Here is a 17361-nt window from a genome sequence, read left to right on the forward strand (position 1 = left end):
GCCTCGACGCTGCCTCAGACTCCGCCGGCCGTGCGGTGACCCGCCCCGCCGCGGCCGGCGGCCAAACCTTCAGGAGAACCCCGTGAACGACATCACCGAGCCCGCCCAGTTCCCCCTCTTCCCGCTCACCGACCTGCAGACCAAGGGCTACGCCCAGCCTGAGCCCCGCGACGACGAGACCGTCGAGCAGGACGAGCCCGAGACGGAAGCAGCATGAAACTCCGCATCGAACAGAAAGAACTCGCCGAAGCCGCCCGACGAGCCCACCGGCGGCTGCCCGCCAAGCCGCTCAACCCCGTCCTCGCCGGCCTCCTGCTGGAAGCCACCGCCGACACGGCGACCCTGTCCGGGTTCGACCTGGAAACCAGCACCCGCGCCACACTCGACGCCGAGACGCTGGAGCCGGGCCAGGTGCTCGTGTCCGGGCGGCTCCTCGCCGACGTGACCGCCGCCCTGCCTGCCGGCCCTGTCGATGTGGTTGCCGACGACCACGAAGTGACGGTGTCCACGCCCGGCAACGCGTTCAGCCTCCCCGCCATGGAACGTCGCGACTATCCGGCCCTCCCCGACCCGCCCAAGCAGTCCGGCACCGTCGACGGCCCTGCCTTCAACAAGGCCGTCGCGCACGCCGCCGAGGCCGCCATGAGCACCGACGATGCGGTCGGGCAGCTCGAAGCGTTCGGCGGCGTCGAAGTAGCCGCCCTCGGCGACACCCTGCGGATCCGGTCCAGCGACCGATACCGGCTCGTCGAGCACGCCCTCGACTGGCGGCCTGAGAACGGCGACGGCAGCCTCCTCATCCCGGCCGAAGACCTGAAGAAGACGTCCCGCGCCCTGGCGGGCGGGCCCGTGCACCTGTCCTTCGGCAACGGGCACGGGGTTGCAGCCCTGACAGGGGCAGGACTGGCCGTCACCAGCCGCACCATCGCCAGCGAGTTCCCGGACATCGGCCGGCTGTTTCCGCAGCCGGAAGGCGCCTCGGGCTGGGCGATCGTCGACGGCCGCGAGCTAATGGAGGCGGTGAAGCGGGCCGCACTCGTCAACGACAAGGAGGAGAAGCCGGTCGTCCTCGACTTCACTCGCGAACGGATCACGGTGCGCGGCGGCACGGACGGCAGCAGGGGCATCAGCCAGGTCGACGCCGAAACAGTCGACCTGGACGGCTTCCAGATCGCCTTCCGGCCCGGCTTCCTCAGCTCCCTGCTGGCCCCCATGGAGGGCCCGGTGCGGCTGTGGCTGTACACGCCGACCAAGTCGGTACTCATGCACGCCGACGACGACAACACCACCTATCGGGCCGTGTGCATGCCCGTCCGCCTCAAGTAGCCGCCACCGTAGACGCCGCGTAGAGCACCCTCCGGCTCCGCGGCAGCCGTGGCCCCCACCCCATCCACCCCCGCACGGGCGGGGGCCACGGCACCCGACACCCTTTGGAGCGCCACATGAGCACCACAAGCCCCACCATTCCCAAGGAAACCGCCCGCCACGTCCTGTGGCGCTACGACCGGCAAGGCGGATGCCAGCCGGGCCCGTTCACCGAGCACCTCATGGCCGCCATCGAGCGCGCCGACCACCAGAACCGGGCCATCCTCCGCGACGCCTATCCCGCCCTGTCCGCGGCCATGCACCTCGCCCGCTACGACGAGGAAGGACTCGCCAAGCTCCACGCCATCGCCACCGGCCAGGCGCCGCTCACCTGCACCTGCGGCGACGCGGCCGGACCATTCGACCTCCGAGGCCGCTGCGAGACCTGCATCGGAGACGCCGCATGACCGCCGTCCAGCCAGCCCCTCCCGCCGGCCGCCTGCTCGGCACCTTCCAGCCCGGCAGCCCCGAATGGCACGCGGCCCGCGCCAACGGCATCGGCGGCTCCGAGATCTCCGCCATCCTCGGCCTCAGCCCCCACGAGTCGACGTTCTCCCTGTGGCACCGCAAGAAGGGCAACGTCGGGCCGGTACAGGAAGCCTCGGAGATGTACTGGGGCAAAAAGCACGAGCCCACCATCTGCGACGAGTTCGCCACCCGGCACCCCGAACTCCTCGTCCTCCCGTCCGGCACCTACGCCGCCGACGACCTGCCCTGGTGGATCGCCAACCCCGACCGGCTCGGCTTCACCCCGGACGGCGAACTCGAAGTCATCGAAGCGAAAACCGCCTACGACGACCACGAATGGGGCGAGGAAGGCACCGACCAGATCCCCGTCCATTACAAAGCCCAGGTCCGCTGGTACCTGCGCGCCCTCGGTGCACGCCGTGGTCGCGTCGCCGTCCTCATCGGCCTCTCCGACTACCGCGAATACGTCGTCGAGCCCGACGACGCCGACACCCAGCTGATGCTCACCGCGGGCCAGGCGTTCATGGACTCCCTCGCCGCCGGACAGGCCCCCTCCATCGACGGCCACACCGCCACCTTCCAGGCCGTCAAGGAGATCCCCGACGGAATGGTCGACGTCGACGTCCCCATCGACCCGGCCCTCCGCGACCGCTACTTCGCCTCCCTCGCCGCCTTCAAGGCGGCCGAAGAAGAGAAGCGCCACGCCTCCGGGCTCGTCCTCGACCAGATCGCCGACGGCCGGCGGGCCATCTGCGGCGACGACCGCGTCGCCACCCGCACCGTCCGCAACGGCAAGACCTACTCCCTCCAGCCCGCACGAAACAGGAGCACCGCAGCATGACCGAACAGAACGTCTCCAACGCCGTCGCCGTCCGCGACAACGGGCCCGCCGCCCAGATCGAGCAGTACCGCGACGAGTACGCGGCCCTTGTCCCCTCCCACATCAACGTCGACCAGTGGGTGCGCCTCGCATCCGGCGCCATCCGAGGCGACAAGATGCTCATGCAGGCCGCACAGACCGACGTCGGCGTCTTCCTGCGCGAGCTGAAGACCGCCGCACGTCTGGGGCTTGAGCCCGGAACCGAACAGTTCTACCTGACTCCGCGCAAGTCCAAGGCCCACGGATACAAGTTCATCATCAAGGGCATCGTCGGCTACCAGGGGATCGTCGAACTGATCTACCGGGCGGGCGCCGTCTCCTCCGTCATCGTCGAAACGGTTCGCGCCCGCGACAGCTTCCAGTACGTTCCCGGCCGCGACGAGCGCCCCGTCCACGAGATCGACTGGTTCAGCGGCGAACGCGGCGACCTCGTTGGCGTCTACGCCTACGCCGTCATGAAGGACGGTGCCACATCCAAGGTCGTCGTCCTCAACCGGCGGCAGGTCATGGAGGCCAAGGAGAAGTCCGACAGCGCCAACGGCAAAGGCGCCGACTATTCGCCGTGGAACACCAGCGAAGAAGCCATGTGGCTGAAGACGGCCGTGCGCCGCCTCTCCAAGTGGGTGCCTACCTCGGCCGAGTACATGCGCGAGCAGCTCCGCGCCCAGGCCGAGGTCGCAGCAGAGATCACGGCCGGACAGCCTGCCGAACCTCTCCCGCCGATGCCGCAGCCCACGGCCCTCGACGACGGCGAACCGGACTCCGAGGACGAGCCCGTCGACGCCGAAATCGTCGCCTAGCCCGCGCACGCCTGAGCCGGCTGCGGGCAAGGCAGCCGGCTCCTCATCTAGGAGACCACAGTGACCAAGCACCTGACCGTCGCCGAGCGGCTCGCGTCGACCGAGAAGGACGCGCTCCTCGCCGACATCGCCAAGCACTCCGAATGGGACCGGTTCCTCGTCGAGCAGGCCGTCCTGCATTTCGGTGAGCAGCACGCCGAATGGTCGTGCAACCAGATCCGCGACGTGCTCCCCGACCTCGGCACCGGCTTCCTCGGCGCTGCGATCAACAGTCTGCGGGCCGCCGGGATCATCGAACGAACCGGCCAGTACGTGCCCTCCACGTCGGCCGCCACCCACGGCCACCCCATCGCCGTCTGGCGACTGACCGCCGACGGCCGCCGCATCGCCCGCCAGCGCCGCAACGCACGACAGCAGCGGAGGGCCGCATGACCGCCGACGCCCTCGCCGTCATCGACACCTACACGACCGCCCTCACCCGGGCCCAGTACGCCTGGCGCGGCCTGCTCGCCGCAACCGGTGCCGCAGCCGTCCTCGCCGGCTACCACGCCGCCAACCGCATCGGCGCCAGCTTCACGCGCGCCCACCACACCATCGCCGACATCCAGCAGCGAGAGGAGAAGCGGCCGTGACCACCACCGTCCGCGAAGCCCCCCACCACCGCAACCTCACCTGCGTGAAGGAGTACCGCTGCAAGCGGCCCGAGTGCATGGCACGCAGTCGGGCGTACCAGAACATCCGCTACCGGAAGCAGGGTTACGGCACCTGGCAGCCATTCGTCGATGCCGAACCCATCCACCAGCACCTGCTCAACCTGAAGGCACACGGCATGAGCTGCGCCCAGGTCGCCGAGATCGCAGGTCTCTACACGGCCACGGTCAGCGGCTTCCTGTACGACCTCGGCCCCAAGCGTCCCCGCAAAAGGCGTGCCACCCCCGACATCGCAGAGAAGATCCTTGCCGTCAGCGTGGACCAAGGCGTGCCGCACCTCATCGACAGCACCGGAACCCGCCGCAGGCTGCAGGCGTTGGCACGCCTCGGCTGGCCCATGAAGACCCTCGGCCCCCACATCGGCGTCCATCCGGCCACGGCCCCCCGGCTCGCGCTGCAGGCAAGGGTGAGCGCCGACAGCGCCAAGGCTGTGAAGCGCTGCTATGAGCTACTGCGAGACCAGAACCCGGTAGAGCACGGGGTCGCCCCGGGGGTGGCGCGCAAGACGCGCAACCGGGCCGAGCGTGAGGGCTGGCCGGACCCGCAGTGGTGGGAGGACTACGGCCGCATCGACGACCCTGCCTTCGACCCCGACGAGGCCGAAGCCGAACTCAACTTCCACGAGCGCGCCGCCCTGCGCCGCGAGGAGATCATCCACCTCGCCTGGTGCGGCTACCAACCCGAACAAATCCTCGACCGCCTCAACCACGAAGTGTCCATCTCCACCGTCCGCAACATCGTCGCCGAATGGCGCAGCGGACAGAAGCGCGACCGCAGCAAGGCGGTAGCCGCGTGAACGCCGACGTGCGCCTCCACATCGAGAAGCTGCTCCGGGAAGGCCACAGCGACCTCGCCGTCCACAAGGCGACCGGTGCCGCCCGAACCACCGTCGCCCGGCACCGCAAACACCTCGGCCTGCCCGGCTACCGCACCACCGCAGACAGCCCCGCATGCCGCCACGGCCACCCCTTCCCGCAGAACCGGGCCCACGACAGCAACGGCTGGCTGTACTGCCGCGCATGCTCCCGCATCCGCTCACGGGCTTACCAGGCCCGCACCTACATCCCCGCACAACCGGACTGGGCGGCCATCGAACGCGCCGCCGCCGGCGACCCACCCCACCGGCTTACCTCACGCGAACGCGCCGCCGCCATCCAGCAGTGCGCCACCTGGCAACACCCCGCCGACATCACCGCCGAACGCATCCACTGCTCGCCCCGCACCGTCCACCGCCACCGGCAGCGGGCCGCCGCATGACCGCGGCCCGCGCCCGGCCGACGGACTGCCCGACCGGCAAACGCCGCTACCGCGACCGCATCGGCGCCAAATACGCCCTCGCCGTCCTCAAAGAATCCGCCAGCTGGCGGCGGCAAGAAACCCGCGCCTACCACTGCCGCGCCTGCAACGGCTGGCACCTCACCAGCAAGCCATAGCCGCACGACAAAGGCCCCGCACGCGGCGGGGCCCGGAGGGAGGAGGAGAGATGCGATCAGTCGTCGGCGGAAAGTCGAGCGTAGAGCTCGGGATCGATCTCGCGCAGCGCGTTGACTATGCGCTCGTTCTCGACGGCCTCCTCATGGAAGGCGGGCTCGACCAGCGCAACGTATCGCTGACCGAAGTAGGTGAGCCAGCGCGGTTCGTGCTCGACGCGGACTTCGTCGACCAGTGTGGACAGACGGCTTCGGGCGTCACGCAGGGGAGTGTCGTGAGCGTCGGCCGCGGCGTGCATCGAGTTGTGGACGGGCTTCTCTGCCTTGATGGCGATGGCCTCATGTTGGCGGGCGGTTCCTCGATTGGGATGCCATTCGATTTCGCGCTTCTCGACGAGATGCCACCAGCGCTTGGTCAGGGCGTGGAAGGCGAAGCGGGTATCGGGGTTGTTCGTCATGCCGACGTACAGAAGCCGACCCCCACGGGTGTACAGGCGGTACACGGAGGTCGGCTGGTCTTCGATGTGCGCCACGCGGGCTCTCCTCGGTCAGGCCGGGGAGTCGCCCCCCGACTGGGCTTTCTTCCTACTGGTGACGGTCGGCTCACGCAGCGGCTCGATGTTCCGCCTGCGCGCGATGCGGCGGATCGTCTCGTAGCTGTAGCCGGTTGCCGTGGCGACTGCGCTGGGCTTCAGCCCGTCGATCAAGGCAACGGCCACAGCGTCCTCAAACTGCTTGGCCGCGGCCTTCTCGGCGGCACGCTTCGCCTCGGCGGCCTCCTTCAGGCGGGTCACGGTCTCCTCCTCGGTCATGGCCGCATGGTCCCACACGGCCTAGGCCACATCCAGTTGCACAACTATAGCCAACACGCATGTGGCCAAGTGTATGTTGGCTATATGGGTTCGCGCCAGCCGCGAAGCCGACCGCCCTGAAGGGCCTGGTTCCGCGCGCCCAAAGACCCCATCCGCATGTACCGAAAGAAGACCTCGTAATGGCCCGTGGACACGGACGCATCCTCACGAGCATCTGGGATGACGACGACTTCCTCGCCCTCGACCCGAGCGAGCAGCGCCTCTACCTGTTCCTGATCTCGCAGCCGAACCTGAATCACGCCGGCCTGCTCGACCTGACCCTGCGCCGCTGGTCCCGAAAGGCCCGCGGCCTGAACTTCGCCGAGCTGGAGAAGACGCTCCAGGCCCTGGAAGCGGCCCGCTTCATCGTCATGGACGACGACACGGAGGAGCTCCTCATCCGTTCGTTTATCCGTAACGACGGCGTGTGGAAGCAGCCGAAAGTCATGGGCGCCATGGTGTCCGGGGCCCTGGAGATTTCCTCGTGGCGGCTGCGTCGGGCTCTGCTCGCCGAGATGGATCGCGTGCCGCTCGACGAGCTCAGCAGCGAGCCGACGAAGAAGCGCGATGGCTCTCGCGGCCCGTCGATCCGGGAGCAGGTTGTCGAGCACATCAACACCCTGCGCAAGGCGTTCGGCAACCCCCCTCCCGACCCCACGGAAGGGGGTTCGGGAACCCCCTCCGCACCCCCTTCCGTAACCCCCTCCGACACCCCTGCGCAGCCCCCTGCCGAGGGGGGTCCGAGAGGCTCTACGCGCGGGCGCGCGGCCACACACGTGCGCGCGGCCCCTGCCCCTGCCCCTGCCCCTGCCCCTGCCCCTAACCCCGTTGTGGCTGAGGTGGGGGATAAGACATCAGGTAGTAGCGGGCCGATCTCCACGCCGCCTCACGGCGACGCCCCCATCGACATCGACGGCTTTGGGCTCACCGACTCGATGCGTCGCTGGGCCCTCGACACCTTCGGCCCCGGACTCGACATCGACTACGAGACCGCACAGTTCGTCGACCACTTCCGCGCCCAGGGTGTTCGGCGACCGAACTGGCCCACCGAGTGGCAGAAGTGGGTTCGCCGCTCCGCGAAGTACGCCAGCGAGCGCGCCAACCGGACGAAAGCCCCCGGCAATGTCATCCAGCTCCCCTCTGGCCAGACCCTCACCGGCACCGACGCGAAGGTTGCCGGCTGGATGGCCATCGCCGAACAACTCCGCCAGGAAGGAGATCCCGCATGAACGCCGATGAGGCCGCCGAACTCCTCGCGCATTGCTCCGGTTTCGACAACAGGCAGCCGTCCGTGGCCGCCGCCAAGTCTTGGGCTGCCGCGCTCCCCGACGTGCCGTTCGACCAGGACACCCGGAACGCGGTCGCGGCCTACTACACGACGCCGCCTCAGAATCCGAACGACCGTCTGTGGATCTTGCCGCATCACGTGCGTACCCTCCGCTCCAAGATCCGGTCGGCGCGGCTGGAGAACTTCCAGTACGAGCCACTGCCGGACGAGACGCCGCAGGAGTTCCTGGCCCGCTACAAGGGCCAGGTGCAGGCGATTGCCTCCGGCCGTGCGGCTGCCCCGTCGGGCCGCCTGGAGCTGGAGGGCGGCGCCGACCGGTTCATGCGCGAGCTGGAGGCGCGCGGGCTGCACTTCGGCGACGAGGCGGCCAGCGAGGGCGCCGTGGAAACCGAACTGCTGGACAGCGTGCGCCGGTCCGGGCCGCTCGGCATCGAATGCCCGGCCTGCCAGGCGGCGATAGGCCGGCCGTGTAAGGCGCCGGGCGTCTCGGAGAAGCAGCCGATGGGCAAGCCGCGCCAGAAGCCGCACAGTGCCCGGCTGCGGGCTGCTGCCGGTGAGGCGGAACTGGCGGCGGAGGAGCGGCGCGAGCAGGAGCGGGCGATCAAGGCTCGGTCTGCGGCGCATCTCGCCCGCGAGGCCGAGGGCATCCCGGACGCGGTGATCGTCGACGAGGAGGCGGCGTCGTGAGCGACTTCGCGATCCCTGACGACGACGGCCTTCAGGTCGACGACATCAGGGCTGTGCGCGGTGAGGGCCGTGACGACTTGCGGGCCCTGCTGCGGGCACAGGTCGACATCGGCCGTGCCCGCCGCGCCGACCCGCCGCCTCCCGCCGCCCGCCCGCCCGGGCACCGGCCGGGTGCGTGGCCGCCGGGCACGTCGTCGCCCGGTCCGCCGCGGGAGTGGAGCTATCCGCCCGCGGCGTGGCGGGCGGCGGCCCGGCACTACAGCAACGAGATCAACCGACCCGACCAGCCCTGCGACTGCGGCAACTGCCCGCCGAAGGAGACCCCATGACGACCGCGCCAGCCGAAGCCCGCTGTGACGGCTGCAAGAAGACCCGCCCGCTGTTCCTGTACGAGCCGGACTGCGGCCTACACCTGGGCGCCGGGGCGTTCACCTGCCCATGGTGCTCGGTCCCGAAGCAGCCGCTGCTGTGCGTGCCGTGCTGGTCCGACCGCAAGGAGCGCGAGGAGAGCGACCCGCGGCTCCTCGAAGAGGACGCCACCTTCCAGAAGATCGCCGCCGCCAACGCCCGCTACGCCGCCAAGCGGGAGGCCGACAAGGCGACCTGCGACGGGATCGCTGCCGCTACCCAGAACTCGGAGGAGACCCGATGACGCGTCACGCCGGTGCCCCGATGCCCGACAGCCTGCGGCATTTTATGCGGGCCAGCCAGCACCCCGCCCGCGCCGTGCCGTGCCCGCACTGCGGGGCCGCCGCGCACCGGCCGTGCGTGCTGCGCGCCTCCGGCCGACAGCTGACCGCCCCGCACCCGCAACGCATCTCCGCGTGGGCCGAGCTGACGGCCTGCTGCCCCGAATGCCAGGTCACGCCCACCGTGCCCTGCCACGACGGCGGCTGGGCCCGCCAGACCGTCCATGACCGCCGCCAGCAGGAAGCCCAGGAGACCGCCGCATGAAGGTCCGAGCCGACATCGCCGCCCTGATCCGCGAAGGGCGCACCAACGCTTCGATCGCCCGCCGCGTGTACTGCGATGAGTCCACGGTGGCCCGGGCCCGCCGGGCGCTGCGTCTGCCGCCTGCTGACCAGCTGGGCCGCCTGTACGCCGAGGCCGTGCCGACCGGCAACGCGATGCCGCCGACGGGACCGGTGCCGTTGTCGCCGGCGCAGCAGGCCGCACACCGGGCCGAGTTGCTGGCCGCCCTCCGGGAAGCCGCGTGATGCCCGCCGCACGGGGACCGGTCCTTCTGCGGTTCGCGCGCCTGAGCCCCGTGGAGGGTGTGTATCGCGCCTCTGGCGGCCGAACTCCCGCCCGGTGCCCCCCTTTTCCTGTCCCTGCCTCTTTGAGGCCGTCACGGACCCGTGCAGCGGTTCCGGATCTTGACCTGATCGACCCGACCCGAAGGAGCAGCACATGACCAGCAACTACGACCACGAACCGACGCCGTTCTACTGGGACGCCGACACTGAGCACTGCCCGCACAAGCCGATCCCCGAGCGGTACACCGACGCCTGGGACGAGTGGATGACGCTGGGCCACCAGACCTACGACGACGGCGTCCTGTGCCTGTCGGCGCCCGCCGGAACCTGCTGCCCGGCCTGCTCCGCCGAACACGGCGACATGGTGGCGTGGTCCTTCTGCGACAACCGCCAGCACGCTCGCGCGTTCCAGCCCGCCAAGCCCCGCCAGCATCAGCCGGTCACGGTCGATGTCGCCGGACTGGAGTGCCTGGAGCGGGAGTGCGAGGAGTACTTCACCGACGACGGCGACGAGATCCCCGGAAAGGAAGCCTGCTCGCACGTCAAGCAGCTGGTGGTCTGCGGCGGCTGCTCCGACGAGCCGACGGCCAGCAACGAGTTCCCGGCCGTCGTCGCTTGGGTCGACTGCGCCGAGCGCAAGACCGAGGCGGTGCAGCGATGAGCGATCAGAAGCCCGCGATGACGATGCGGGAGATCCGCGAACAGCTCGGCAACGCGACCCCCGGCGTCCCGTCGGCGATCGTGCAGGCGACCCGCTACGAGGTGTCGATCCTGCCCGAGGGCGACATCAACCGAAGCGTGTTCACGATCAACGTCGAGTACCGGGGCGATGACCGGTGGGCAGTCGTCCGGCACCGCGACTGCCTGAACGCGGCCGGGGAGTGGTCCTACGAGATGCGGTCCTCCGGGCGTGACGACGACTGGCTTGACCAGCACCGATTCGACCTCGGTACCGCCATCGACATGGCGAAGAAGGCGGCCCCGCACATCGTCGTCAACGGCCACACCGCACTCGACGCCTACCGTCGCACACGCGGGGAGGCGCAGCGGTGACCGCGCCCGCCCAGCGCCAGATCACCGCCTGCTTGACCGCCTTGTTCGGCGCGGATGTGGTGGCGCTTCTCGACACTCCGGCGAAGCGCACGGCGGCCTACAGGATTTGCCGCCTGTTGGCTGCGTCGCGGGACGGGGCGGAGGTGGCGCGGGCCTGGATGGTCGGCATGAATCCGCGCCTCGACCACCACGAACCGATCACCGCTATCGCTGCCGGCTGTGCCGGCGAGGTGGAGGCTGCCGCGCGCGCCTACCTCGACGGCAGCGCCCCGTAAACCCCCAAGCCGAACCGAAGGAGCACCCCGTGATTGATTCCGACGACCACGTTCAGCACACATGGGCCCTGACCCGTGGCACCGACGAGATCACTGTCGATCTATGGACCGACGGCTACACCGTCCGCGTCGACGGTGGCCCGGACGACGGGCTCGACGATGATCGTGGCCGCAGTTTCGTGGAGGACGAGCTGCTGCCCCGGTACACGGCCGCCGGCTACCGCCTCCAGCAGGACTATCAGGTCAACGACCCAGCGCAGCACGCCGATGCGGTGGAAGTTGACGACCCGGAGCCGGACGGTCGGCCCAGCCAATGCCCGGAGTGCGGAGGACCCGTCGCCTATGAGCCGCGGTTCAGCGACGACTTCCGTGAAGGCGCGGCCTGGCTGTGTACCGGCTGTAAGTGGGGCCGGTGGATCACTGCATGAACGCCGTTCGCCCCGCCCCGTGACCACGCAAGCGCACCGCCCGGCTGCTATCCGGGCGGTGCTCCCGCCAGTGTTCCACGAAGATCAGGAGACACCGATGAGTGATCAGCTTGACGAGCGCCGCGACCGGTACGCGGCAGCGATGGCCAAGCGGGACGGCCACGAGTGGCCGACCGAGTTCGAGGACGACGAGCACGACTACCGCAGGCGTGCCGACGCGGTCATCGCCGTCGCGGACGGGGAGATCACGCGGGCACTGGACGCCGAGGCCAGCAACGCAGCCCGGTACCTGTTCGAGCGAGACGCCGAGCGAGACGAGAACGCCCGCCTCCGCGCCGCCGCGTCGTCTGCACCCGCCGACCAGCCGAGCATCCGCGACACCATGGGTCCTGCCGACGGCCAGCAGAAGATGCGGTTCCTCGACCGCCTGTACGCCAGCACGACACCCGTGGACGAGACCGCCGACCAGAATCTCCGCGACCGCATCCGTCGTGCGATCTGTGAGGCGTCCGGTTTCGAGTGGGACGACGACGGCCTGGAGCCCGACGAGTACGGCGAGCACGCCGACGCGGTGCTGGCCGTCCTCCCCGCGCCCGCCACCACCGACGTCCGGGAAATTGTCAACCGTCTCATCGCCCACGCCCAGGGATTCCAGGACGTACTCGACGAGTCCGACCGGGACCCGTGGGCACGGCTTGTCAGGGCCGATATCGACGTGCTGCGCACAGCCATCGCTGCCCTGCCCGAGCCCGCCGATGGGGCCGAGACGGTCGGCTACTGGCAGGCCAAGCTTGCGGCTGTCACGGACGGCCGCGACAGCCTGCAGCGGGAGAACACAAAGCTCCGGCGAGAGCTGGCGTCCGCTGAACGCATCCGTGAAAACGCGGACTTCCACCTCGGCCAGGAAATGGCCCGCCGACAGCGCGCCGAGAAGGAGCTGCGCCGCACGGCCGACGAGGCGCGGCAGACGGGGGAGGGGGCCGACTGCCGGACTCCGGAGACCCACAACTGGGGCTGCGGCTGCCCGTCCGATGTGACCGCCGCAATCGCCTCGTGCCCCGGCTACGAGACGAGTCCGAGCCCGTGTCGCTGCCCCTGCTACGGCTGCAAGCACCACTGCGGCGCACACAACCCGGGCCGCATGGCCGACGAGGCGGGGGAGTCTCGTGGCTGAGTTCACGTGCGAGACGGTGACGCGCACGATTCGCCGCTGGCGTGTGCCCGCCGCCGCCCCGTGGGGTGCTCCGGCAGCCGAGATCGGCAAGGCGTGGGCGGTCGCCGAACAGGCGTACCGGCAGCACCACGGAATCCCCGACGGCCAGGGCCTGCACGACGACGCCCTGCGCTTCCACATCGCCGATGACGAGATCGTCATCAGCTTCGAATACGAAACCCCAGCCTGACCAGGAGGAACTGTGTCCTATCCGCAACTGCTGTCCCCGGAAGAGAAGCTCGCCGACGCGAAGGCCCGCCTCGGCATCCCGAAGATCGTCGTGATCTGTGGCTCTACCCGGTTCATGGACGAGATGACGGCCGCCGACTGCGAGCTGACGTGGGCCGGTCACATCGTCGTCAAGCCGGGCTGCAACATGAAGATCGCCGACCGGCTGTGGGCCGACGACGCGGAGGCCGAGGCCGGGAAGATCCGCCTCGACGAACTCCACCGGGCGAAGATCCGGCTCGCCGACGAAGTCCTCGTCATCGGGGACTACGTGGGGGACTCCACCCGCGCCGAGATCGCCTACGCCCGCGAGCTTGGCAAGCCCGTGCGGTTCACGCACCCCGAAGTCGACCCGGGAGAGCCCGGCGGGGACTCGGCCAGCAGGGAGACCGGCTGGTGCACCTTCGGTGAGGGGGATGCCCCTGGCTCCGGCTGCATCCTTCCCGCTGGCCACATGCCTGCCAACCGACACGTCGTCACCTACGGCGACGTCGACCACGACGACTACTGACCATCCCTGGGGCGGTGGTTCCGGCCGCCGCCCCACCCCGAACCGACAGGAGCAGCAATGCCCGACCCGACCGTCATCGACCTGCGGCGCGAGCTCGCCAAGGCCGAAGAGACCCTCATCGCCTGCCTTCGTCACCTCTCCAGCCACGCCGAGATGAACGCCGCCCTCCACTGCTCAGAGCGCGTCATGTACTCCCCGCTGCACGCCAAGGTCGAAGCGACCATCGACGGCCTTGCCCGCGCCCGAATGCGTACCGATGAACCTGCGGACAACACGATGGCGCGATCCCTCATGGACACTCAGGATCTCGTCAAGATCCTTACCGATCTCGACCGCTGCCAGCACGGCCGCCACCAAGGTGACCCATGCGGGCCCGCCGACGACTGCGACGGCACGTCGGCCGGGAACCCTCACCTGCGCCCCGGCGACGTCATCGGCTACGGCGTTCGGGGCGACCGGATCGTCATGCCCGAACGCGACGACAAGCACGACCCTGCGGCATGGCGGCCTGGCTCCGAGGCCACCCCGTGACCGCCCGGCAGCCGGTGCGGTGGATGCCCGACGACCGCTCCGCCCGCATCCTCGCCGCGTTCGCCGCCCACAAAGAACACGCCCCGTCCGTACTGCGACGCGCCCTCGAACTCCTCGCACAGGCCGACGGGATCGTCGACTCGCGGGGACGCATCAAGGCCAGCGGGAGGCGGCCGTGAGAAACCCCGGTCTCTACGGGCAGCCCCTCAGCCCCGGACAGCTCGCTGCGCTCCGCCTGGCCGCGTCCGGCTACAGCAGCCGCCAGATCGCCCACCGCCTGGGCACGACCGAGCAGGGCATTCACCTGCGGCTGAAGGAAGCCGCGGTACGGCTCGGCGCTCGCTCCCGCACCCATGCCGTCGTCATCGCCCTCCGCCGCCACCTCATCCGATTCGACGACATCGACTACCCCGACCAGAGGAACGCCGCATGACCAGACGCATCCCCCTCGAAGACCTCACCGCAGAAGCGCTCCACGAGCTGTACGACCGGCTCGAAGAAGCCGAATACCTCGTGCACCTCCGCCGCTGGTCACCGGAGGAAGTCATCGCACTTCACCTCCTGCCCTACACGAGCGTCCGCGTCCTGAAGCAGAAGTGCTACGCCCGCGAAATTCACCACCACAACGACGGCGGACGCATCACCTTCACCCTCGACGACATCCGAGCCGAAAACGACCGCACGCAGATCACGCCCGAAAAGGGCCGATGACCGACCAGCCACCCCGCGTTGCTATCGAGGCCGCAGGCGCCGAAGCCGACCAGGCCGCCGCCCTCGCCACCCTCGTCCTCGCCTGACCTGCACCGCCCGCACGACAGGAGCACGCCGTGAACCCCGACGCCACCGCCACCTGCACCTGCTGCCACCGCGGCCTGTACGCCGACGAGTATGGTCACCAGGCGTGCGGGCCCTGCACCGCCCTCGCCGGGCCCGAGGGCCTGCCTGGCAGAGCCCTCACGGACCCGCCCCCAGGCGGCGACGCTAGTCCTGCGACGGGACGCGGGCGGCGAGCTCCGACAGCAGCCTGCCCGCTACCCCCCGATCCGGCTGGCCGCCGTCGCGTACCGCGGCCAGCAGCAGCATCAGCTCCCGTGTCTCCGCCAGCGGCAGCAGGGGTAGTAGCGGGGCCGGCGGGTCCTCGGCCGTGAGATCGTCGTCCACGTTCATGCCGGGAACAACGTTCCGCCAGACGTGGCGTCACGCGCCGATCTGGACGTCGAGCCGGACGCCCGTCCGGCCGGGCGCTACGCTGAATCCCATCCGGAAATCACCACCCGTGAATTCCCCGCCGGGAGGCAGCGATGAGCAGCGAACCGTGGACCATCGACGCGATCGCCCACGCCATCCCCGTCGCCGAGCTCCGGCAGACATTCCTCCGCAAAGCGAACCTGACGCCGATCCCCGAACTCCCCGACGTTCTCGCCGGCTGGCAGCGTCTCGTCGAAGACTGGCGCGACACGGGGCAGCCCCACGTGGATGCCGCCCTCGAATACGCCAAGACCCACAACGGGCAGCTCCCGGCCGAGTACCGTGAGACACCGGAATCGCGGACCGCCTGGGAGCAGTGGGAGCAGAGCATGCGCCAGCACCAAGGACACTCAGCGGCGTGACCTGGCATTTCGAGCGGGACCAGCTCGCCCTCGACCTCATCGCCGCCCTGCCCCACGAGGCCCAGTTCGCGTTCTTCAACTTGATCCCGCGCCTCGAAGACGATCCCGATGCCGCCACCCAGGCCTACGGGCTCGACACCGGCGGACCCGTCCGCATGCGGTCCGCCATCCTTCCTGGCGCCATCACCGTCCTCCTCATCAGCGACCAGGCCGGGCTCATCAACCTCGTCTCCGTCCTCGCCCCACCCGCCTGACCCACAGCAAAGCCCCCGCCCGGATGTCGGTGCGGGAGCTTCTTGCTGCGGGGCGAATCAGCGTGCGTCGGGCAGTCGACGATCGATCCTCCCGGCCAGTGCCAGAGCCTGCTCGTGTCCGACACCGTCACCCGCCGCCAAGACGCGCAGCAGCAGCGTCGCTGCCCGCAACTCGTCCACGTTCAACACGGCGACACGCTCGCCGCCGCCCCGTTCTAGGAGGCCCCACAGTTCGAAGTCGAGGGGTGTCTCAGGTGCGGCCACTTGCGGAAGATCTTCAACGTCCATGCCTCCGTCAACGCCTGTCGAGCGCCGTGGACACGCTACGACGCCCGACGGGAGTAGATGCGAGCACACCAGCGGCAACAGGCTTCACCCGAACTGGATGTCGCCGTCCGTGTCATGGAAAGTGATTTGGTGCGCCCGAACAGCGGTCTTCTCTGCATCCGGCAAAGACGCCCACCATGCGCGGGCACCAGCCAGAACATCGCGCGCGAACACGTCCACCATCAGGTTCAACGCCCTATCCGACATGTTCATGTGCACGTTGTTGCCGCGCGTACCCGGAGTGCAGAAATGGAACCTGTCGAGTGCCTCGCGCACCTCATGGGCGGTCGTGTCGTCGCTGCCCTCGTGAAGTACGGAACAGCGAAGCGCATAGCAGTCCCTGCCCGACAGAAACCGGATCTCCTCCCCGTGATCAGTAGCCCCGACGTAGCGGGTGTATGCCGGCGCCACGTAGGTCTCGAACCACGCCGCGTAGCGGGACCTGGAGGTCCTGCTGCCGAGATCGCTGCCCTTCACGCAGATGTCCGGCAGCGTCAGCGCCATGACCAGCGTTGCGTGCCAGTTCCGCTCATCGATCGCCTTCTCAAGCCCGTCGAAGAAGCCTTCCATGCCCGCCCCTTTCCTCGCGTGGCACCTGGCGTGCCACAGAGCCCCAAGGATGCCGCCTGCCTGCGGAGCCCTCGCATCGCAGCCCGTCGCCCCTGCCGGAGCGCCGGCAGGGGCGAGAGGAGGTTGTGGTCAGGGGCGGACGACTGTCAGCGGCGCCGGCAGCGGCGGGGCGTCAAGCTGCAGCCACTTTGCCAGCAGCATCCGAGCCGCGGTGTCGCGTTCGAACCCCGACCGGCCCGTCGGCATCGACAGTGCACGCCGGCCGTCTTTGCCCTCCACGAACGCGCCTAGGAACTCGCGGTCCGTGATCGATGACTCGACGAGCTTTACGTCGTACTCGCACAGAAGGTCGGCGAGCGGGGCGTCCAGGAGAGGGACGATGCCAGGGCGGCACCTCCCCGGAACGTTACGGGCAGACCCCGCCGACGGGGCCGATGGCGCGGACGCGGGCCGCTCTAAAGCGGCAGAGGCGCTTTGCGGTACGGTTGACATTGGCATGAGTTCCTTATTCCACGAGGACTCTTACTGGGCTGGCGAGCTACTACTCGCCGGTGGAATCGGCCGGGCGTTGGTAGCGCCCGGCCGTTCGCGTTGATGGCTACTCTTCTGGTGCTTGCAGCCTTTT

33 protein-coding genes and 1 pseudogene are annotated in these 17361 nt (G+C 69.5%); 29 read left to right on the forward strand and 5 right to left on the reverse strand.

Annotated elements, in window-relative coordinates; translation table 11 throughout:
- The first annotated feature begins 82 nt into the window (after positions 1-82).
- From RIF68_RS00120 to RIF68_RS00165, 10 genes are all read left to right on the forward strand, one after another.
- Positions 83-217 (forward strand): hypothetical protein, encoded by a 135-nt coding sequence (locus RIF68_RS00120; protein WP_309049039.1) that lies wholly within the window; start codon positions 83-85, stop codon positions 215-217.
- Entirely contained in the window at positions 214-1326 is a 1113-nt protein-coding gene (dnaN, locus tag RIF68_RS00125) for a DNA polymerase III subunit beta (protein ID WP_309049040.1), read from the forward strand. Before RIF68_RS00120 ends, dnaN begins: the two co-directional genes overlap by 4 nt.
- Positions 1327-1442: 116 nt before the next feature.
- Positions 1443-1772: a hypothetical protein gene (locus tag RIF68_RS00130; RefSeq protein WP_309049041.1), complete on the forward strand. Its 330-nt coding sequence runs from the start codon at positions 1443-1445 to the stop codon at positions 1770-1772.
- A complete protein-coding gene (locus RIF68_RS00135; RefSeq protein WP_309049042.1) occupies positions 1769-2674 on the forward strand; it encodes a lambda-exonuclease family protein in 906 nt (301 codons plus the stop codon). The genes RIF68_RS00130 and RIF68_RS00135 overlap by 4 nt, the downstream gene beginning before the upstream one ends.
- On the forward strand, positions 2671-3513 hold the full coding sequence (locus RIF68_RS00140) for a recombinase RecT (RefSeq protein ID WP_309049043.1): 843 nt from the start codon (positions 2671-2673) through the stop codon (positions 3511-3513). The genes RIF68_RS00135 and RIF68_RS00140 overlap by 4 nt, the downstream gene beginning before the upstream one ends.
- Before the next feature lie 60 nt (positions 3514-3573).
- A complete protein-coding gene (locus RIF68_RS00145) occupies positions 3574-3945 on the forward strand; it encodes a hypothetical protein (protein WP_309049044.1) in 372 nt (123 codons plus the stop codon).
- Positions 3942-4145, forward strand: coding sequence for a hypothetical protein (locus tag RIF68_RS00150; protein ID WP_309049045.1), 204 nt, complete (start codon positions 3942-3944; stop codon positions 4143-4145). Before RIF68_RS00145 ends, RIF68_RS00150 begins: the two co-directional genes overlap by 4 nt.
- On the forward strand, positions 4142-5020 hold the full coding sequence (locus tag RIF68_RS00155) for a hypothetical protein (protein ID WP_309049046.1): 879 nt from the start codon (positions 4142-4144) through the stop codon (positions 5018-5020). The genes RIF68_RS00150 and RIF68_RS00155 overlap by 4 nt, the downstream gene beginning before the upstream one ends.
- Positions 5017-5481 carry a hypothetical protein gene (locus RIF68_RS00160; protein WP_309049047.1) on the forward strand — a complete coding sequence of 155 codons (465 nt, stop codon included), beginning with the start codon at positions 5017-5019 and terminating at the stop codon, positions 5479-5481. The genes RIF68_RS00155 and RIF68_RS00160 overlap by 4 nt, the downstream gene beginning before the upstream one ends.
- Positions 5478-5657 (forward strand): hypothetical protein, encoded by a 180-nt coding sequence (locus tag RIF68_RS00165; RefSeq protein WP_309049048.1) that lies wholly within the window; start codon positions 5478-5480, stop codon positions 5655-5657. The genes RIF68_RS00160 and RIF68_RS00165 overlap by 4 nt, the downstream gene beginning before the upstream one ends.
- Positions 5658-5713: 56 nt before the next feature.
- Here RIF68_RS00165 and RIF68_RS00170 read toward each other — a convergent pair whose 3' ends face one another.
- Both RIF68_RS00170 and RIF68_RS00175 read right to left on the reverse strand, forming a co-directional pair.
- Positions 5714-6187, reverse strand: coding sequence for a GIY-YIG nuclease family protein (locus tag RIF68_RS00170; RefSeq protein WP_309049049.1), 474 nt, complete (start codon positions 6185-6187; stop codon positions 5714-5716).
- 15 nt (positions 6188-6202) lie between these two features.
- The gene (locus RIF68_RS00175) at positions 6203-6466 is read right to left on the reverse strand and encodes a hypothetical protein (RefSeq protein WP_309049050.1); all 264 of its coding nucleotides are present in this window, start codon (positions 6464-6466) and stop codon (positions 6203-6205) included.
- A 179-nt stretch (positions 6467-6645) separates the two neighbouring features.
- On the opposite strand from RIF68_RS00175, the gene RIF68_RS00180 reads away from it, so the two are divergent.
- The 17 genes and pseudogenes from RIF68_RS00180 to RIF68_RS00260 all read left to right on the forward strand — a co-directional run bounded on the left by RIF68_RS00180 (position 6646) and on the right by RIF68_RS00260 (position 14686).
- Positions 6646-7734, forward strand: coding sequence for a hypothetical protein (locus RIF68_RS00180; protein WP_309049051.1), 1089 nt, complete (start codon positions 6646-6648; stop codon positions 7732-7734).
- Entirely contained in the window at positions 7731-8480 is a 750-nt protein-coding gene (locus RIF68_RS00185) for a hypothetical protein (RefSeq protein ID WP_309049052.1), read from the forward strand. The genes RIF68_RS00180 and RIF68_RS00185 overlap by 4 nt, the downstream gene beginning before the upstream one ends.
- Entirely contained in the window at positions 8477-8809 is a 333-nt protein-coding gene (locus tag RIF68_RS00190) for a hypothetical protein (protein ID WP_309049053.1), read from the forward strand. The genes RIF68_RS00185 and RIF68_RS00190 overlap by 4 nt, the downstream gene beginning before the upstream one ends.
- Positions 8806-9132, forward strand: a complete 327-nt coding sequence (locus tag RIF68_RS00195) for a hypothetical protein (RefSeq protein WP_309049054.1) — start codon at positions 8806-8808, stop codon at positions 9130-9132. The genes RIF68_RS00190 and RIF68_RS00195 overlap by 4 nt, the downstream gene beginning before the upstream one ends.
- Entirely contained in the window at positions 9129-9434 is a 306-nt protein-coding gene (locus RIF68_RS00200; protein WP_309049055.1) for a hypothetical protein, read from the forward strand. The genes RIF68_RS00195 and RIF68_RS00200 overlap by 4 nt, the downstream gene beginning before the upstream one ends.
- Complete coding sequence (locus RIF68_RS00205) at positions 9431-9697, forward strand: helix-turn-helix domain-containing protein (protein WP_309049056.1); 267 nt, start codon at positions 9431-9433, stop codon at positions 9695-9697. The genes RIF68_RS00200 and RIF68_RS00205 overlap by 4 nt, the downstream gene beginning before the upstream one ends.
- Positions 9698-9890: 193 nt before the next feature.
- The gene (locus RIF68_RS00210) at positions 9891-10397 is read left to right on the forward strand and encodes a hypothetical protein (protein ID WP_309049057.1); all 507 of its coding nucleotides are present in this window, start codon (positions 9891-9893) and stop codon (positions 10395-10397) included.
- Entirely contained in the window at positions 10394-10789 is a 396-nt protein-coding gene (locus RIF68_RS00215; protein WP_309049058.1) for a hypothetical protein, read from the forward strand. Before RIF68_RS00210 ends, RIF68_RS00215 begins: the two co-directional genes overlap by 4 nt.
- Positions 10786-11064, forward strand: a complete 279-nt coding sequence (locus RIF68_RS00220) for a hypothetical protein (RefSeq protein ID WP_309049059.1) — start codon at positions 10786-10788, stop codon at positions 11062-11064. Before RIF68_RS00215 ends, RIF68_RS00220 begins: the two co-directional genes overlap by 4 nt.
- Positions 11065-11093: 29 nt before the next feature.
- A complete protein-coding gene (locus RIF68_RS00225) occupies positions 11094-11492 on the forward strand; it encodes a hypothetical protein (protein WP_309049060.1) in 399 nt (132 codons plus the stop codon).
- Between the two features lie 19 nt (positions 11493-11511).
- Positions 11512-12666, forward strand: a complete 1155-nt coding sequence (locus tag RIF68_RS00230) for a hypothetical protein (RefSeq protein WP_309049061.1) — start codon at positions 11512-11514, stop codon at positions 12664-12666.
- The gene (locus RIF68_RS00235) at positions 12659-12895 is read left to right on the forward strand and encodes a hypothetical protein (RefSeq protein ID WP_309049062.1); all 237 of its coding nucleotides are present in this window, start codon (positions 12659-12661) and stop codon (positions 12893-12895) included. Before RIF68_RS00230 ends, RIF68_RS00235 begins: the two co-directional genes overlap by 8 nt.
- Before the next feature lie 12 nt (positions 12896-12907).
- Positions 12908-13288, forward strand: a pseudogene (locus RIF68_RS00240) (hypothetical protein); the annotation flags it as partial.
- Between the two features lie 213 nt (positions 13289-13501).
- Entirely contained in the window at positions 13502-13975 is a 474-nt protein-coding gene (locus tag RIF68_RS00245) for a hypothetical protein (RefSeq protein ID WP_309049063.1), read from the forward strand.
- On the forward strand, positions 13972-14154 hold the full coding sequence (locus tag RIF68_RS00250) for a hypothetical protein (RefSeq protein WP_309049064.1): 183 nt from the start codon (positions 13972-13974) through the stop codon (positions 14152-14154). Before RIF68_RS00245 ends, RIF68_RS00250 begins: the two co-directional genes overlap by 4 nt.
- Entirely contained in the window at positions 14151-14408 is a 258-nt protein-coding gene (locus RIF68_RS00255; protein WP_309049065.1) for a LuxR C-terminal-related transcriptional regulator, read from the forward strand. The genes RIF68_RS00250 and RIF68_RS00255 overlap by 4 nt, the downstream gene beginning before the upstream one ends.
- Complete coding sequence (locus tag RIF68_RS00260; protein ID WP_309049066.1) at positions 14405-14686, forward strand: hypothetical protein; 282 nt, start codon at positions 14405-14407, stop codon at positions 14684-14686. Before RIF68_RS00255 ends, RIF68_RS00260 begins: the two co-directional genes overlap by 4 nt.
- Positions 14687-14956: 270 nt before the next feature.
- Here RIF68_RS00260 and RIF68_RS00265 read toward each other — a convergent pair whose 3' ends face one another.
- Complete coding sequence (locus tag RIF68_RS00265) at positions 14957-15142, reverse strand: hypothetical protein (RefSeq protein WP_309049067.1); 186 nt, start codon at positions 15140-15142, stop codon at positions 14957-14959.
- 134 nt (positions 15143-15276) lie between these two features.
- Between RIF68_RS00265 and RIF68_RS00270 the strand changes: the two genes are divergently transcribed.
- Together RIF68_RS00270 and RIF68_RS00275 are read left to right on the forward strand one after the other, a co-directional pair.
- A complete protein-coding gene (locus tag RIF68_RS00270; RefSeq protein WP_309049068.1) occupies positions 15277-15585 on the forward strand; it encodes a hypothetical protein in 309 nt (102 codons plus the stop codon).
- Complete coding sequence (locus tag RIF68_RS00275) at positions 15582-15839, forward strand: hypothetical protein (RefSeq protein WP_309049069.1); 258 nt, start codon at positions 15582-15584, stop codon at positions 15837-15839. The genes RIF68_RS00270 and RIF68_RS00275 overlap by 4 nt, the downstream gene beginning before the upstream one ends.
- A gap of 57 nt (positions 15840-15896) precedes the next feature.
- Here RIF68_RS00275 and RIF68_RS00280 read toward each other — a convergent pair whose 3' ends face one another.
- Both RIF68_RS00280 and RIF68_RS00285 read right to left on the reverse strand, forming a co-directional pair.
- Entirely contained in the window at positions 15897-16127 is a 231-nt protein-coding gene (locus RIF68_RS00280; RefSeq protein ID WP_309049070.1) for a hypothetical protein, read from the reverse strand.
- Positions 16128-16211: 84 nt separating this feature from the next.
- Entirely contained in the window at positions 16212-16736 is a 525-nt protein-coding gene (locus tag RIF68_RS00285) for a hypothetical protein (RefSeq protein ID WP_309049071.1), read from the reverse strand.
- Between the last annotated feature and the right edge of the window lie 625 nt (positions 16737-17361).

The organism is Streptomyces sp., from assembly GCF_031178505.1.
In the GTDB taxonomy this organism is placed as follows: Bacteria; Actinomycetota; Actinomycetes; order Streptomycetales; family Streptomycetaceae; genus Streptomyces; species Streptomyces gulbargensis.